Here is a 13,018-nt window from a genome sequence, read left to right on the forward strand (position 1 = left end):
GCCGGTCGGGCGGCGGCAGCGCCGGCCCGACGAGGCCGGGCGGCCGTCGAAGAGGGATCGTGCCGGGAGCGTCGCGCCGATGGCTGCGGGGCGCAAGGGGATTATGTGCTGCGCTGCAGCGGGAGGCGCAGGCCCAAGCCGAGCCGCGAGCGACCGGATACGCAGGAGTGCCGGAACCACGACGCACACCCCTCCCCACAAGGGGGAGGGGGTCCTCGCGCCTCACGCGCGTCATGCTCGGGCTTGCCCCGAGCATCTCGGGACGAGAGAGGCTCCCCTGCCTCTTTCGGGCCTGAGATTCTCGGGTCTGCGCTTCGCTTCGCCCGAGAATGACGCACAGCCAAAATCCCCGCCCGCGCTCTCACGCAGGCGTCAAAAACGAGGGGCAGCGGAGCGCCGCGAGGCGCGTTGGGTAACAAGCCGCATCCGTTGAGCCAGGATGCGGCGCGGATGGATTGAGCCACCATCCGCACGCCCCGTGGCGCTCCGCTTGCCGGCGATTTGACGACTCCGGGCCGCGCTTATCGGGTCGAAAGCCAGACCTCGCCGCGAGCCCTCGGGCGCCAGTTCCCCTCATCGGGTTGTCGCGCCGTCCGGCATGGGACGAAGGCGTGATGCCAAAGACCTTTCCAGCGAGCTCCTCGCACAGGGGCCGTAGTACCCCCAGGGCGGTGCCCCGAAGCCTCCCGGGAGTGGATCGTGACTCCACCCGCAGGCGCCGCCCCCACCCCCACCAACGGCACACCTCCGGATGGCTGCCCCTCGGGGATGAGGTGGGGCACCGTAGGGTGACGCCGAAGCACCGGGGATAAGTTTTGCGCGGGACGCGCGGGGAACACTCCCCCCTTACCCGTAAACGCAGCGAAACCCGATATAGACCGCCGTGAAGCCGGCCTCTTTCCATTGCGGCGCTTCGCTGCGGGTCTGGGCCGGGCCGTACCACCAGGAGCCGCCGGCGGTGAGCGCCTCGCTGCCGCGTCGGTCGGCGAGCCATTCCCAGAGATTGCCGCCCATGTCGTGGAGGCCGTTGACGCCGCGCCGCGTCGCGCCCGTCGGGGCATGCCGCTCCCAGACATCGCCGGCGGCGGGATCGGCACCGGCGAGGTTCATGCCCGCGGGCTTCTCGCCGACCGGGAAGGGGTAGGTCCGGCCGCGCTCATAGCCGTCGGTCGGGGCGGCGCGCCGCTCGCTGAAGGCGGCCTCGCGCCACTCCGCGAGGGTCGGCAGGCGCCCACCCCTGGCCGCGCAATAGTCGCGCGCCTCGAACCAGGTCAGATGCGCCGCCGGGTCCGTCGGTTGCGCCGGGGCACCGGAAGGGCTGCGATAGCTCCAGCCCGGCCGGCGCTGCCAGCCGCCGACATATTCATGCCCGCCGCCCTCGCGCTCGGCCGCCGTCTGCAGGCCGCGCGCGGCGGCATGGCGCGCGAAGGCCTCGACCGTGACCTCGGTGGCGTCGATCGCAAAGCCGCCGATCGCGACCGCGCCTTCGGGCGGCGCAGCCTGCGCCGCGCTTGCCAGCACCAGCCCGACCAGCCCCGTCCATCGCCAGCTTCGCGCCATCCCGCATCCCCCCGTTTGTCGCGGGGCGGATGATGCAGCCGGGCTTGCGCCTCACAAGCTGCCCCCACGCGGATGTGAAGGGAGGCTTGGCGCTCAGCGGTTGCGCCGCTCCCCCCGCAGCGTCGCGAGCCCGATCCCGACCGCGTCGAACCCGCCATCGACCGCCAGGACCTGCCCGGTGACATAGCTCGCCTGGTCGCTGCACAGGAAGAAGATCGAGGCCGCCAGCTCCTCCTCCAGCCCGTAGCGGGCGAGCGGGATCGCGTCGCGGTAATCGGCGCGGATCTCGGCGGAATGCACCGCCTTGGCCATGGCCGTGTCGACCGGGCCGGGCGCGACCGCGTTGACCCGGATGCCGAGCGAGGCGAGTTCGGCCGCCTGCTGCTTGGTGAGATGGGCGAGCGCCGCCTTCGAGGTGCCGTAGGCGACGCGCAGCGTCGAGGCGCGCAGGCCCGAGATCGAGGTGATGTTGACGATCGCGCCGCCGCCGGTCTCGGCCATCAGCGGGGCGGCGAGCTGCGTCATCAGGAAGGGGCCGGTGAGGTTGACCGCCATGACGCGGTTCCACTCGGCGAGCGTCGTCTCCAGCAGCGGCTTGAATACAGCCGTGCCGGCATTGTTGACCAGCGCATCGAGCCGGCCGAAGCGGGCGGTCAATGCGGCGAAGGCCGCCTCGACCGCATCCGGATCGGAGACGTCGCAGGGCAGCGCCAGCGTCTCTTCCGGCCGGCCGAGCGCCGCGATGGCCTCGGTCAGCAGCTCGGTCTCGATGTCGAGCAGCGCGACCTTCCAGCCTTCGTCCAGAAAGCGCTTCGCGGTGGAAAGCCCGATGCCGCGCGCGGCGCCGGTGACGAGGGCGATGGAGGCGGTGGTCTCGGGCATGGCGCGGTCCGGCTTCTGGCTGTCGGGGCGGGCAGCCTAAGCACGCCGCGCGCCGCATCGCCAAGCGCGGAAGCGCCCGCGCCCCTTGCGGAAACCCTGCAACGCAAGACGGCGCCGCGAGGCCGCGGCGCCGTCCGTTGGTCGCTGTCCGGTCGGTGGATGCCGGATCAGAAGTCCATCCCGCCCGCCGGCATGGCGGGAGCGGCGTCCTTCTTCGGCAGTTCCGCGACCATCGCCTCGGTGGTGATCAGCAGGCCCGCAACGGAGGCCGCGTCCTGGATCGCCGTGCGCACGACCTTGGTCGGGTCGATGATGCCGGCCTTGACCAGGTCGCGGTATTCGCCGGTATGCGCGTCGTAGCCCCAGGCATAGTCCTGGGACTCGAGCAGCTTGCCGACCACGACGGCGCCGTCGTCGCCAGCATTCTCGACGATCTGGCGGGCCGGCGCGGTGATCGCCTTGCGGACGATCTCGATACCGGTCTTCTGGTCGTCATTGCCGGCCTTCAGCCCATCCAGCGCCTTGACCGCGCGCAGCAGGGCGACGCCGCCGCCCGGCAGGATGCCCTCTTCGACGGCCGCGCGGGTTGCGTTCAGGGCGTCGTCGACGCGGTCCTTCTTCTCCTTGACCTCGACTTCGGTCGCGCCGCCGACGCGGATCACCGCGACGCCGCCGGCGAGCTTGGCCAGGCGCTCCTGCAGCTTCTCGCGGTCGTAGTCCGAGGAGGTCTCCTCGATCTGCGCCTTGATCTGCGAAACGCGGGCCTCGATCTCGGTCTTCTTGCCGGCACCGTCGACGATCGTGGTGTTCTCCTTCTCGATCCGGACCTTGTTGGCGCGGCCGAGCATGTTGAGCGTCACGTTCTCGAGCTTGATGCCGAGATCCTCGGAGATGGCGGTGCCGCCGGTGAGGATCGCGATGTCCTCCAGCATGGCCTTGCGGCGGTCGCCGAAGCCCGGCGCCTTGACGGCGGCGATCTTGAGCCCGCCGCGCAGCTTGTTGACGACCAGCGTCGCGAGCGCCTCGCCCTCGACATCCTCCGCCACGATCAGCAGCGGCTTGCCGGTCTGCACCACTGCTTCCAGCAGCGGCAGCATCGCCTGCAGGCCCGAGAGCTTCTTCTCGTGGATGAGGATGTAGGGATCCTCCAGCTCCGCGATCATCTTCTCGGAGTTGGTGATGAAATAGGGCGAGAGATAGCCGCGGTCGAACTGCATGCCCTCGACGACGTCGAGCTCGGTCTCGGCGGTCTTGGCCTCCTCGACCGTGATGACACCCTCATTGCCGACCTTCTTCATCGCCTGCGCGATCATCTCGCCGATCGCGCGGTCGCCATTGGCCGAGATCGTGCCGACCTGCGCGACCTCCTCGGAACCCGTGATGGTCTTGGAATGCTCGCCCAGCGACCTGGTGACGGCCTCGACGGCGAGGTCGATGCCGCGTTTCAGGTCCATCGGGTTGATGCCGGCGGCGACCGCCTTGGCGCCCTCGCGGACGATCGCCTGCGCCAGCACGGTCGCGGTGGTGGTGCCGTCACCCGCCGCATCGTTCTGCTTGCTGGCGACCTCGCGCACCATCTGCGCGCCCATGTTCTCGAACTTGTCGGCGAGTTCGATCTCCTTGGCGACGGTGACGCCGTCCTTGGTGATGCGCGGCGCGCCGAAGGACTTCTCGATCACGACATTGCGGCCCTTGGGACCGAGCGTGACCTTGACCGCATTGGCCAGGGTGTCGACGCCGCGTAGCATCCGCTCGCGGGCGTCTTGCGAAAACTTGACGTCTTTCGCAGCCATGATTCCTCACTCCTTCAGACTTGAGGTTTCAGGTTGATGGGTTGGGGACGAAGCGCCGTCAGGCGGCCTTCTTCAGGGAGGCGGTGGCCTCGACGACACCCATGATGTCGCTCTCCTTCATGATCAGGAGATCCTCGCCGTCGATCTTCACCTCGGTGCCGGACCACTTCCCGAAGAGCACGCGGTCGCCGACCTTGACGTCGAGCGGCACGAGCTTGCCCTGCTCGTCGCGGGCGCCGGCGCCGACGGCGACGATCTCGCCCTCCTGCGGCTTCTCCTTGGCGGTGTCGGGAATGATGATCCCGCCCCTGGTCTTCTCCTCGGCGTCGATGCGCTTCACGACGACGCGGTCATGCAGTGGCCGAAACTTCATGAGTTCCTCCGTTCATGTCGGTCACAGGTCAAAGCAGGCGACGCCCCGGCGGCGCGGCTGAGGAACCGCGGCGCCCTGCGGCACGTTCGCCCGCGCGATGATCTGGTTTTGCCGATTTCGCAGTTCAAGGGGGCGGCAGCACTTTTTTCGAGAGAGTGCTAACAGGCTGAAAAGGCAGCACAAACGCAACTTTTCGGCTTGCATGCGCGCGGCGGATGCGCTGCCATCGGCCAGTTGCAACCACGGAGCGGACAGGCATGGCTTCGAGCGACTTCGCCCGCCAGATCGCGGGCTACGGACTGACCACCGCCGGCATTCTCTACCGGATGCCAGACCACCCGGCGATCCTGCAGGAATATGTCTGGCAGGACTACGACCTCGCCCCCCGCTTCCCGGAACTCAACCGCTTTCTCGAATTCTGGCAGGCCAAGCTCGAGGGCAAGCTCTTCCGCGTCACGGTGAGCCACAAGAACCTGATCGGCCCGGCCGATCTGCGCACGGTGGGCCGCGAGTTCCGGCTGCAGTAGCGGGCTCGCGCCAATAGCTGCCGTTCGGGCCTGGCCAGGAACCGGACTTTGCGAGGCGAACGTGGCTCGGGACTGCTTTCGACCCAAAGCAGTCATCATTGGCATCGAATATGGCGCTATGAAGCGAGTTGCCACGTTCACCGTCGTCGCCACCCTACTTGTCTCACAGGCAAGTTACGCATGCCGGGCCAATTGGTCCGCTGCATCTCGCATCCGCATGGAAACAGCGAGCATCGTCGTTTTGGCCGAAGTTGAAAAAGCGGCCTATGAGGGAACGCGCCAAGATGATTGGCATCCGTGGAGGGGCCGCGCGGTCGCCAAGCAGGTGCTCCGTGGTGAAACCTCGGTGCGACAGTTTGAGTTCGGTCGGACCGGCAGCACGACGGCCTGCGATGACGGTCTCAGCCCTCCGGCATCTGGAGCCGTATGGGTGCTTTATCTCAAAGAGCAAGATGGAAAACCGCAGGTGCTTTTGGCCTACCCGTTGGCCATTGCGAGGGACGCCGACCCGACGTTGAGTATGCGTCTAGGGGGCCGCAGTGATGTCCGCTAACGACCCTTTGCGGACCTTATGACTTGCCTTAGAAACTGTTTTTTAGGAGTGCGCCTAACACGATGCAGCATGCTTAGCCTCGTCAAGAGACATCCCCGAGCTGCTCTCACGGCCAGCATTGTGACGGGCATCACCCTTGCAAATGTGGGCCGCCGAAACCCCGATCTCTGGTGGCTCAATCTCGTTGGGGGCGCGCTGGCCGTCGCTCTGGTGGGCTACTTCACTTGGCTATTTTGGCCAATTCGCCAAGAGCAAACAAAACGACGCCCGACCGCTCCTCGGCCACCGCTCCGAGACGAGAGTCGAACCCGGCAGCTGGGTGACTAACGCAGAGAGCTAGTGTCCGCTTGCGACCCGTTGCTGACGTTGGCCTCCCACCCGGAATTGGCCTACTACTTCCCCGCCCCCGGCACGGCGTCCGCCGTCAGGATACGATGAACTTGCATCCTGCTGACCCCCAGCATCTTCGCAATCTCTGACGGTCGCTTGCCCTCTGACCGAAGGCTCCGCACCTTGTTTGCGTCGATCCTGCGCTTGCCCCCCGTGTAGACCCCGGCCTCCTTCGCCTTGGCAATGCCGTCGCGCTGGCGAGCCTTGATGAAGCCCCTTTCCATCTCCGCCACCATCCCGAGCACTGTCAGCACGATCCTGCCGGTGTCGCCCTTCGTCGAAACATGCGGCTCCAGAACGGTGAGTGAAGCCCCCTTCAAGTCGCACTCATGGACGATGTTGAGCACGTCCCGTGTCGAGCGGCCGAGCCTGTCGAGCCGCGTCACCATCAACTCGTCGCCGGGGCGGAGGAAGTCGAGAATTGCCGCCAACTCGTCACGGCCATCCCGGCTTGAGGCGCTGACTTTCTCCTTGCGGATGATGGTGCAGCCTTCGACCTTCAGCCGGTCAACCTGCCCCTCGTAGTCTTGGTCCGTAGTCGAGACGCGGGCGTATCCGATCTTCGTCATGGCAGGTCCTCATGTAACGTCAGGGTTTAGACGTGAAACGCTTGGCGTAACAGGAAGGCCACGTCAACCCTGATGTGACGCTCTGAGCGTAACATTCCGATGTCACCGCAGGGTGTACCCTGATGTTGCGATCGATGGGCCGCTGCTGCCGGAACTCGTTCCTTAAATCACGTGTTGGCAGATTGACCTCCGCCGCCCGGTAAGCTCACACCAAGAAACTGCCGCACAGGGCCGCGGCGAACAGGGTCGGCAGGGCAATGACTGTAGAGGCAAGGGTTCGTAGCAGGATCGCGGAGTTGGCACAGACCGGGCTGCGATTACAGGTCGGAAGCGAGTATGGGCAGGTTCGCGATCAAGCCCATGCAGCTGAATGTCAGGGCTGGATTGCGGCGGCGGAGCATGCAGTCGCCTTGGCCTGTCCGTTGCCGAGCAATCGATACCGCGTCGGCGTCGAACGATTAGCTACGGGCGCGACGGCTCAGGGCTACGCCGTCAACGATGCTGTAGGAGAAATCGCGGCCGTTCTGAGGCAGCTAATTGCTGACATCGACGGCGGTCTGATTACCAATGTCGTTGATCAAGCCCGCGCGGAGACGCTTGATGACCTCTTGGATGCTGCCGCCGAGTATCATTCGGATGGACGCAAAGACGGCTCCGGCATTCTCGCTACAGCGGTGTTCGAAGACACTCTTCGCCGGATCGCCCGTAAGAACGGCATTGTAGACAAAGGGGTCAAAACGGACACCCTCATTACACAGCTCACGCAGAACGAGGTCATCACGGCCATTATCGCGAAGCGTTGCAGGGCAGCGGCGGGCGTTCGAAACAGCGCCCTGCATGGACAATGGGATGAGTTCAGCTTGGACGATGTCAATTCGGTGATCGTACTGACACGCGAGCTTCTGAACGCGCATCTGTCATGAGTGCGGGCACGACTGGATCACATACCCCGACAAGCCGCTTTTACGGCTACCACGATACTCCCACACCAGAACCGGCCGGTGGGGCTTCCGGGTAGGGTAGTAGCCGGGGCGGGCGCGACGGGCCTCTACGGTCGGACCCGCACAGCGGCAATCGGCCCTCGAAGAGGACAGGTAGGGTGCACCGGCAAGGAGCCGGGCGTTTCTCCCAAGGGGCACGCGGGGTGGCACATGGGGGGATTTTGCGGGCTCGCCTGTGCGAGTAGGGGCCTCGCGATTTTCGGCCTGAATGTCGGCGGGTTGCTGGCGGATCAGGGCTCAGGCAAGCCCGGCGGAGGGGTAGCGAGGATGCGTATGGAGGAAGCTATGGTTCCGCCTGTGCCAAGAGCGAGGCTCGGGTTTTCGGGTCAGACATCATCGGGGCTAAAGCAGCCTCATAGGCTTTACGCACAGCCGCTGGCAGCTTCACCACGCCGACGCAACTGCGCTTTGCCTCTGTCATCTCGCCCTTGAAATAAGTCCCGAGCGTCGGGTCGCTCTTTGGCTGCTCGTGCCCGACAACCTGCCTAACCACGTGAGGCGGTGTGCCCGCCAAGATCGTCTCTGTAATGAACCACCGCCGGAAAGAATGAAAATCGACGCGGGACTTGCCGACACCGCCGGGCCGGTCGTCCACACCGACATCCAATCGCAGCCGGTAGAATGCGGCGCTCATGTTTCCCCCGCGTTTCCCGTCCTGATCCGGCTCGCCGGCCTCGGGGAACAGCCATTCATCAGGCTCACGGTCAGTCGATCGCCGACGCACGAGAGCCGTGAGGTCGGGATGGATCGGCACCCTGCGCCGCGCTGCTTTTGTCTTCGTGCCCTTCACATCGAACTGACTGCCCGCACACTGGCCGACAGTTAGGCAGCACGCTTCATTGATCCGCAGCCCGGATAGCAACGACAGCAGCATGAGGTCGCGAAGGCCCGCGTTGTCGCCGACGCCTTCAAAGAGCTTGACCAGTTCCTCGGTGTTGAAGGGACGGGGCTCATCGTCATCGGCGTCTTCTCCGATAAGGAACGCCTCTCTCTTCCGCACCTTCGGGACACCCTGATCCCTCCAAGGATTGCTGCCGTCAGGGGCGATGCCGCGCCTTTCCATCCACACCCAATAGGTTGAGAACGCGGATGCGATGTCTCGGATGCGGGCGGGGCTGAGGCCGTCTTTGAGCAGCCGGCTCACGTACTCGCCTGCCACCTTGCGGCTAACTGCCTCCACCGTGCTCCCATGCCCCTCCGCCGCAAGCCAGTCGCGGAAGGTTTCCATCATGCCCCGATACTCGCGGACGGTCCGGGGAGCCCGCAGCGTCCCGCGCTTTCCCGGCTCCGCAAGCCATGTTTCCATGTGATGAAGCAGCGGGGTCGCTCTGCCGAAGGCCATGTCCGCGAAGGCTTTGGCACGGGCCGCGCCCTGTTCTTGCTGGATCGCTTCGCCTCGGGATTGGATTTCATCGACGATGATGTCCCCCGCGATCTCGATTTCAATGTCTTCGTCGCGACCGGTATCCGGGTCGAACAACCGCGACATGGCGTACACCCCTCCCCCAGACTTCACGCCTTGCAGGTGCTCGCGATAGGCCAGCGCCTCTGCCGTCATGGGGTCAGTCTCAGGACGTCGTCGGCAGAGTTCTTCAATGCGGGCGTGCAGTTCCACAAGGGCCTTCAGGAGCCGGGCTTGGGCGACGTGCTTGTCGCGGGTCCCCAGCCCCTTCTTCAACCGCTTCGCGCCGACCGCAACACGCTTCGCTGGCGGCACTTCGACAACCGCAACAAAGCCTTTTCCGCGCTTCTCAAGATAGCCAGAGACCTTGACCACCCCACACGCTCCCCCACACCTTCTACCCCACATCGACCTCAAAAAGGTCCACCATGTCAACAGCTTCAGGGATTTAAGGAGCCCATAGATCGAGTTCTACTCGCGCTGATCGGACGGGCGCGGGCCGCAAGGCTCGTTGGCCGGAGAATTTGGGGGATGGCGAGCAATCGCCGTCCCCTTTTTCGTTGGCGGGCCGCGTCGACCGCCCCGCGGGATCGCCGGCCGCCGTCGCCCCACCCTCCCCGTCATTCCGGACAAGCCGCAAGGCGGCACATCTAAGGCCTGAGGCAGTCTAACGACGTGCGAACACGTCCCACCACCTATAAAAGACAGAGTACTGCGGTCGCAAATTTGAGTTCGGATGCCCCAAGCCGTCGGCAAAGCACGCCAAGAGCTGTCTGCACGGAACTCCTAGTTTTATGTGAGCTTCGCAAGCTCCGAAAGTTCGCGCATTGCAAAAGAGGAGCCTATCGCACACCCTCAACATAAAGAGGGAGACCGCGAATTATGCACGGGCAATGGCTGGGGAGGTTCAAGGATGGCGCCGCCGAAGGCTTGATCGTCGTCGATGTTGATGATGCTGGCACGTGTTTTGAGGGGCGAGCCCATCTTTTTTACGACGACAAAAATTACCCCACTGCCCAGTCTTACTTTCGGACGTCGGATCGCCACACACGTCAAACCGTAACGGTCAATCCGCTGCCGCTCAACTCTGTGGGTCAGGTTTTGAGCCAGCATGACTTAGCTGCCGCCTATCCCGATATCCCTTTTCAATGGGAGCCGATCGAGGTCAGCTTGGAATGGGACGATCGAACACTTGGCCTAAAATGGGGTAACGCTCCCGAAGGTGGTGAGGCCAACTGTCAACGTAATCACCCTGATAACCCATCCAACCTAGTAGCTCACCCCGACGTAAAAAACTGGAAGCAGTTCCGTGAATTTGTAGTCGAACTTGAGCACGACCGCTTTGTCTTCCGAGGCCAGCCCTCAAGGTGGAGGCTTCGCACCTCGTTCCATCGCACGAAGCGCAAGGATCTTGTGTCCTTCGCAATTCGTGACATCCCTGATCTACACAAAGTCCTATCGGCGCAAACACAGCACTATTTTGATTTGAACGATCGGCTCGAGAATGCTGCGTTCTGGCATCTTCTACAGCACCATGGGTATCCTACGCCGCTGCTGGATTGGACAAGATCGCCCTTTGTTGCCGCATACTTCGCGTTCCGGCGTGATCCCCTCCGCCCACCTCAACAAGAATTTGTTCGAATAACGGTATTTGATCGCAAATCATGGGTTAGCGATTTCATACAAGTGCCGTTCTCAACCGGAGTAAGGCCACATTTTTCAGTTCTTGATCCAGTCGTTATCGGAAACGGACGCGCTCTCCCTCAGCAGGCGACGTCCTTCATCACTAACTGCGATGACATAGAGACTTATATAAAGTTCCGCGAGAACGAAAAGCAGAACCAATATCTTTATTGCTTTGACTTACCAGTTTTGGAACAGGAACGGGTTTTGCGAGAATTAAATTTGATGGGCGTTTCGCCCGGCTCTCTGTTCCCCGGCTTAGACGGCGCATGCCAGGAAATGAAAGCTAGGCACTTTGGATACTCCTCGTAGGAGTAATTTGGCGCGCAACAGTAGAGAAATGATGGCGCAGGATTTGTGAGGTATCCACGGCGCAGCGAAGCAACGCAATTTATTCGCCTCGCTCGCCCAAAATGCCGGCAAGGGAGGGATCAAAGGGAAAGTAATCCGCGTTGACCGCGAGTGCCCCGTCCGCCACCCCCCAGTTGCAGCCCCCACCCCGCCAGTCCATGGTTGGAATCGCTCCAACCTGAGGCGGTCCCCGCATGCTCGTCCTGATTCTCGGCCTCGTCCTGTTCCTCGGCATGCACGCCGTCACGATGAAGCGCGATCTGCGCGCGCGGTTGATCGAGCGGCTCGGCGCGGGCGGCTACAAGGGGCTGTATTCGGCCGTCTCCATCCTCGGCTTCGTGCTGCTGATTTATGGCTACGGGCTGCAGCGCGCGGCCGGCTACACGGTCGTCTGGGAGCCACCAGTCTGGACGCGGCATCTGGCGCTGTTGCTCAACCTGCCGATCTTCATCCTGCTCGGCGTCGGCAAGCGGCCCTCCTGGCTGTTGTCGCGCGTCAAGCATCCGATGCTGCTGGCCGTGAAGATCTGGGCCACCGCCCATCTCCTCGCCAATGGCGATCTCGGCAGCATCCTGCTGTTCGGCGGTTTCCTCGCCTGGGCGGTACTGGCGCGCATCTCGGTCAAGCGTCGCCCCGAGGAGATCGCCCGCGCCGCCGCCATGACGAATGTCGCCTTCGGCCGCCGCGACATCATCGCGATCGTCGCGGGGCTCGCGCTCTATGTCGTCTTCGCGCTCTGGCTCCACCCGCTGCTGATCGGCGTGCCGGTCATCACGCGAGCCTGACGGCGGCCCGCCGGGCGCCGCGGGCGCTCACAGATGCGAGCCGACCTCGTCGCGGAACCAGTAGCAGCCGAGCCCCAGGCAGCCGATCAGGATCGACAGCGCATAGGGGCCGAAGAGGCTCGCGACGAAGACGAGGCCGATGAAGCCCCGCATTGCCCAGATCAACCATGGTGTCTTCATGGCTCAACCCTTGTTTCCGGATCACTGCCAAAACGTAAACGGAAACACATGAATCGAAGTTGAACAGAGAGGGTAAATCGCCGTTTTGGCTTTGTTCCCAGTGCGTTAGGGGTTGAGGCGGATTTGCGGCGGCGCGCCTTGGAAATGCCGCTTGCGGCCGTCTGCCGCAGGGGTAACCCTAGCCGTTCCACCCACGGGAATCAGCGACGATGACGAAGACCCTCCTGGCCGCCCTCGCCCTCACCTGCATGACCAGCTTCGCCCAGGCGCAAAGCTGCGCCGTCCAGGCCGGCGACAAGAAACTGGCCGGCGCCGCCAAGACCAGCTTCCTGACCAAATGCGAGAAGGACGCCACCGCCGCCTGCGACAAGCAGGCCGTCGACAAGAAGCTCGCCGGCGCGGCCAAGACGAGCTTCACCAAGAAATGCGTCACGGATTCGGTCGGCACCTGAACCCCGCGCAGGACGCATGAAAAAGGGGCGGCTCTCGCGAGCCGCCCCGGATCTGTGTGCATCGCCGACGGGATCAGCCGCGACGATCGCGGTCGTCGCCGCGCTCCCAGCGCGGCCCGCGCTCGCCGTCATGATGGCCGCGGCCGCCGCGATGGCCGTCCATGCGGTCATGCATCTCGCGATGCATGCGCCGCATCATGCCGCGACCCTCGGCCATGGCCTCGCGCACGGCGCGGCGCGCCACGGTCTTCTGCTCGTCGCTGAGCGTCGTCCAGAGCGGGCGCACGGCGTCGGCCAGTTCCTTCGAGCGGGCGGCGCGTTCAGCCTGGCGGCCGGACATCATGTCGAGCCGCTCCATGATGTCGGCATGGCGGAAATTCTCGCGCTGCTCGCGCATCGCCGACCAGCCGGAGCGGCGCTCCTCGGCGCGCTTCTTGATGACGCCCTCGACCGTGTCGAACAGCGCGACCTGCTCGGGCTTCAGCTTCATGTCGGTCCGCAGCTTGGCGAGGCGCTC

14 protein-coding genes are annotated in these 13,018 nt (G+C 64.3%); 6 read left to right on the forward strand and 8 right to left on the reverse strand.

Translation table 11 applies throughout. From position 1 onward, the window contains the following. Window positions 1-846 precede the first annotated feature (846 nt). From Q8M82_RS08960 to groES, 4 genes are all read right to left on the reverse strand, one after another. Entirely contained in the window at window positions 847-1,560 is a 714-nt protein-coding gene (locus Q8M82_RS08960; RefSeq protein WP_305691019.1) for a formylglycine-generating enzyme family protein, read from the reverse strand. Between the two features lie 93 nt (window positions 1,561-1,653). Beyond that, window positions 1,654-2,442, reverse strand: a complete 789-nt coding sequence (locus tag Q8M82_RS08965) for an SDR family NAD(P)-dependent oxidoreductase (RefSeq protein WP_305691020.1) — start codon at window positions 2,440-2,442, stop codon at window positions 1,654-1,656. 167 nt (window positions 2,443-2,609) lie between these two features. Continuing rightward, window positions 2,610-4,235, reverse strand: a complete 1,626-nt coding sequence (groL, locus tag Q8M82_RS08970) for a chaperonin GroEL (protein ID WP_305691021.1) — start codon at window positions 4,233-4,235, stop codon at window positions 2,610-2,612. Window positions 4,236-4,293: 58 nt separating this feature from the next. After that, window positions 4,294-4,608, reverse strand: a complete 315-nt coding sequence (gene groES, locus Q8M82_RS08975; RefSeq protein WP_305691022.1) for a co-chaperone GroES — start codon at window positions 4,606-4,608, stop codon at window positions 4,294-4,296. Window positions 4,609-4,865: 257 nt separating this feature from the next. Here groES and Q8M82_RS08980 point away from each other — a divergent pair, with 257 nt between their 5' ends. Beyond that, window positions 4,866-5,135, forward strand: a complete 270-nt coding sequence (locus Q8M82_RS08980) for an usg protein (protein ID WP_305691023.1) — start codon at window positions 4,866-4,868, stop codon at window positions 5,133-5,135. Window positions 5,136-5,253: 118 nt separating this feature from the next. Beyond that, window positions 5,254-5,688, forward strand: coding sequence for a hypothetical protein (locus Q8M82_RS08985; RefSeq protein WP_305691024.1), 435 nt, complete (start codon window positions 5,254-5,256; stop codon window positions 5,686-5,688). A 392-nt stretch (window positions 5,689-6,080) separates the two neighbouring features. On the opposite strand, the gene Q8M82_RS08990 is transcribed toward Q8M82_RS08985, so the two are convergent. After that, complete coding sequence (locus tag Q8M82_RS08990) at window positions 6,081-6,647, reverse strand: recombinase family protein (protein ID WP_305691025.1); 567 nt, start codon at window positions 6,645-6,647, stop codon at window positions 6,081-6,083. A 296-nt stretch (window positions 6,648-6,943) separates the two neighbouring features. Between Q8M82_RS08990 and Q8M82_RS08995 the strand changes: the two genes are divergently transcribed. Continuing rightward, window positions 6,944-7,570, forward strand: coding sequence for a hypothetical protein (locus Q8M82_RS08995; RefSeq protein WP_305691026.1), 627 nt, complete (start codon window positions 6,944-6,946; stop codon window positions 7,568-7,570). 361 nt (window positions 7,571-7,931) lie between these two features. Here the strand turns inward: Q8M82_RS08995 and Q8M82_RS09000 are convergent, their stop codons facing one another. Continuing rightward, complete coding sequence (locus Q8M82_RS09000; protein WP_305691027.1) at window positions 7,932-9,425, reverse strand: tyrosine-type recombinase/integrase; 1,494 nt, start codon at window positions 9,423-9,425, stop codon at window positions 7,932-7,934. A gap of 507 nt (window positions 9,426-9,932) precedes the next feature. On the opposite strand from Q8M82_RS09000, the gene Q8M82_RS09005 reads away from it, so the two are divergent. After that, a complete protein-coding gene (locus Q8M82_RS09005) occupies window positions 9,933-11,045 on the forward strand; it encodes an FRG domain-containing protein (RefSeq protein WP_305691028.1) in 1,113 nt (370 codons plus the stop codon). A 233-nt stretch (window positions 11,046-11,278) separates the two neighbouring features. Further along, on the forward strand, window positions 11,279-11,869 hold the full coding sequence (locus Q8M82_RS09010) for an NnrU family protein (RefSeq protein WP_305691029.1): 591 nt from the start codon (window positions 11,279-11,281) through the stop codon (window positions 11,867-11,869). A gap of 27 nt (window positions 11,870-11,896) precedes the next feature. Here the strand turns inward: Q8M82_RS09010 and Q8M82_RS09015 are convergent, their stop codons facing one another. Continuing rightward, on the reverse strand, window positions 11,897-12,049 hold the full coding sequence (locus Q8M82_RS09015) for a hypothetical protein (protein ID WP_305691030.1): 153 nt from the start codon (window positions 12,047-12,049) through the stop codon (window positions 11,897-11,899). 209 nt (window positions 12,050-12,258) lie between these two features. Between Q8M82_RS09015 and Q8M82_RS09020 the strand changes: the two genes are divergently transcribed. Further along, window positions 12,259-12,501 carry a hypothetical protein gene (locus Q8M82_RS09020; RefSeq protein ID WP_305691031.1) on the forward strand — a complete coding sequence of 81 codons (243 nt, stop codon included), beginning with the start codon at window positions 12,259-12,261 and terminating at the stop codon, window positions 12,499-12,501. A 73-nt stretch (window positions 12,502-12,574) separates the two neighbouring features. Here Q8M82_RS09020 and Q8M82_RS09025 read toward each other — a convergent pair. Beyond that, window positions 12,575-13,018, reverse strand: a 444-nt coding sequence (locus Q8M82_RS09025) for a Spy/CpxP family protein refolding chaperone (RefSeq protein ID WP_305691032.1), incomplete at its 5' end; no start/stop codon positions are given.

The organism is Allobosea sp., assembly GCF_030694325.1.
In the GTDB taxonomy this organism is placed as follows: domain Bacteria; phylum Pseudomonadota; class Alphaproteobacteria; order Rhizobiales; family Beijerinckiaceae; genus Allobosea.